The sequence below is a fragment of the Methylobacterium tarhaniae genome, from assembly GCF_001043955.1.
Classification (GTDB): Bacteria; Pseudomonadota; Alphaproteobacteria; order Rhizobiales; family Beijerinckiaceae; genus Methylobacterium; species Methylobacterium tarhaniae.
The window spans coordinates 1-2256 of record NZ_LABZ01000238.1 but is presented as its reverse complement, the minus strand read 5'-3'; the positions used below and the strand labels follow the sequence as shown (position 1 = coordinate 2256).

Here is a 2256-nt window from a genome sequence, read left to right as displayed (position 1 = left end):
TCGCGTTGGCGATGGCGTAGGACAGGCCGACGCCGAGCGCCCGCACCTCGGCCGGGAACATCTCGGCCTTCACGAGCCCGCTGATCGAGGTGTAGAACGAGACGCAGAGGAGCGCGGCGGTGATCAGGCCATAGGCCATGACCGGGTTCTGCGTGCTGCCGATCGCGTGCAGCAGCGGCACCGTCAGCAGGGTGGTGAGCCCACCGAACAGCAGCATCGAGGTCTTGCGGCCGAACTTGTCGGCGAACATGCCGAAGAAGGGCTGCACCACCATGTAGGTGAACAGCACCGCCGTCATCACCAGGTTGGCGGTCTTCTTGTCCATGTGAGCGGTGTTCACCAGGTACTTCTGCATGTACGTGGTGAAGGTATAGAAGATGAGCGAGCCGCCGGCGGTGTAGCCGAGCACGGTGAGGAAGGCGCGGCGATGGTTGCGCCAGATCGACGCCATGCTGCCGGCCTCCCGTGAGGTGCGGGTCTCGGCGGTCGAGGTCTCGTGGAGCGAGCGCCGCAGGTAGAGGGCGACCACGGCAGCGCCTGCGCCGATGAAGAACGGGATGCGCCAGCCCCAGGCGGTCATCGCCTTGTCGTCGAGGCCGAGCGTCACCAGCACCACGACGAGCGACGCGAGGAGCTGGCCGCCGATCAGGGTGACGTACTGGAACGAGCCGTAGAAGCCGCGTTTCCCCTTCAGCGCCACCTCGCTCATGTAGGTCGCCGAGGTGCCGTACTCGCCGCCGACCGAGAGGCCCTGCGCCATGCGGGCGAGCAGCAGCAGGATCGGCGCGAAGATGCCGATCTGGGCATAGGTCGGCAGGACCGCGATGATGAACGAGCCCGCGCACATCATGATCACGGAGATCAGCATCGAGGTCTTGCGGCCGTAGCGGTCGGCGACGCGGCCGAACAGCCAGCCGCCGATCGGCCGCATCAGGAAGCCGATGGCGAACACCGCCGCGGTGTTGATGAGCTGCACCGTCGGGTCGGCGCCCGGGAAGAACACGTCCTTGAAGTAGATCGCCGTGAAGGCATAGGCGTAGAAATCGTACCACTCGACGAGGTTGCCCGACGAGGAGCCGATGATGGCCTTGATGCGGGCCTTGTTGTCGTAGGCCGCGATGGTGGGGTTCGGCGAGGCGAGGCTGTCGGCGGCGGGCCGGCTCTGGGCAGTGGTGGTCATCGCGTGGTCTGTCTCCTCCCGGGGGTGAGCGATGGCGGCGTGACGCGGCCCTTCGGGTAGCGCGCCGCGCACGGACTAGGAGAATGAGGGGCCGGGGTACAGCCCCGCACTGCACCATTCCTCCATTATCGCACAATCCGCGCCGATTGTCCCAAGGATAGATGCTTGACGCTAGGTTTGCTCGGAAGATACTCCGGGCGGGACAGCGTGCGAAGTGGCTCGCGGAAACCGGCCGGAGCAGGACAGATGTCCTGCTGCAATGCAGCAATCTTGCGAAGACTTGTTACGGGCTGGCCGGGCAGGGTTGCCGGGGCTGTGCGCCGGCGGTGCCGGTCTCGGTGGCGACGCGCTCGGCATGGGCCGCCACGGCGGCGTCGAGATGGGCGCCGAGGCGCTCGCGCGGGGGCTGGATTTCGTCGCCGACCTGCACCCAGCGGGCGCCGGTCCATTCCTGCACGGTGACCGGGCGACGGCCGCTATGGTCGGCGCAGGAGAGGCGCAGGCGGCGGGCGAAGCCGACGAGGCCGAGCTCCTTCCAGCGCACCGGGTCGAGGTTGATCGCCTCGAGCCCGCGGCGCATCTCGGCTCCGTCGATTCGCGGCCGGCCGGCGAGCCGCTGGCCGTTGCGGATGCCCTCGGCCAGGATCACCCCGGCATAGACGCCGCGGTTGTAGAGCGGACCGGGACTGTCCTCCTTGGGCGTGCGCGACAGCCCGGCATCGATCACCAGCTGGTCGATCTGGTCGAAGGCCGGGAAGCTGTCGCCGGGCGCGTGCCAGGTCACGATCCGCAGGCCCTTGGCGGTGAGGTCCCGGGCGCCGGAGGCCGGTCGCAGCAGGTCGTCCTCGCCGGTCCAGCCCACGGTGACGACGCGGTTGAGGGCGAGGCCCGCGGCGGCCGCGTCCCGCAGGGGCGTACCGGGGAGGCCGGCGGTGGCATCGAGGATCACGGCGTCGGGATCCGCCGCCCGGACGGCGCGCCACGGCGATGGGCCATCCTCCGGCGCAGCCCCGTCCGGCAGGGCATAGGCGCGGAAGGCGAGGCCGGCCTCGGCGGCGAGCGCCCGCAGCACCGGC

2 protein-coding genes are annotated in these 2256 nt (G+C 69.4%); both read right to left on the bottom strand.

The window, feature by feature from the left end:
* On the bottom strand, positions 1-1180 hold a 1180-nt coding region (locus VQ03_RS26745), incomplete at its 3' end, for an MFS family transporter (protein ID WP_048453964.1).
* Between the two features lie 283 nt (positions 1181-1463).
* Positions 1464-2256: type 1 periplasmic-binding domain-containing protein (locus VQ03_RS26740; protein ID WP_048453963.1), on the bottom strand; the 793-nt coding region annotated here is incomplete at its 5' end.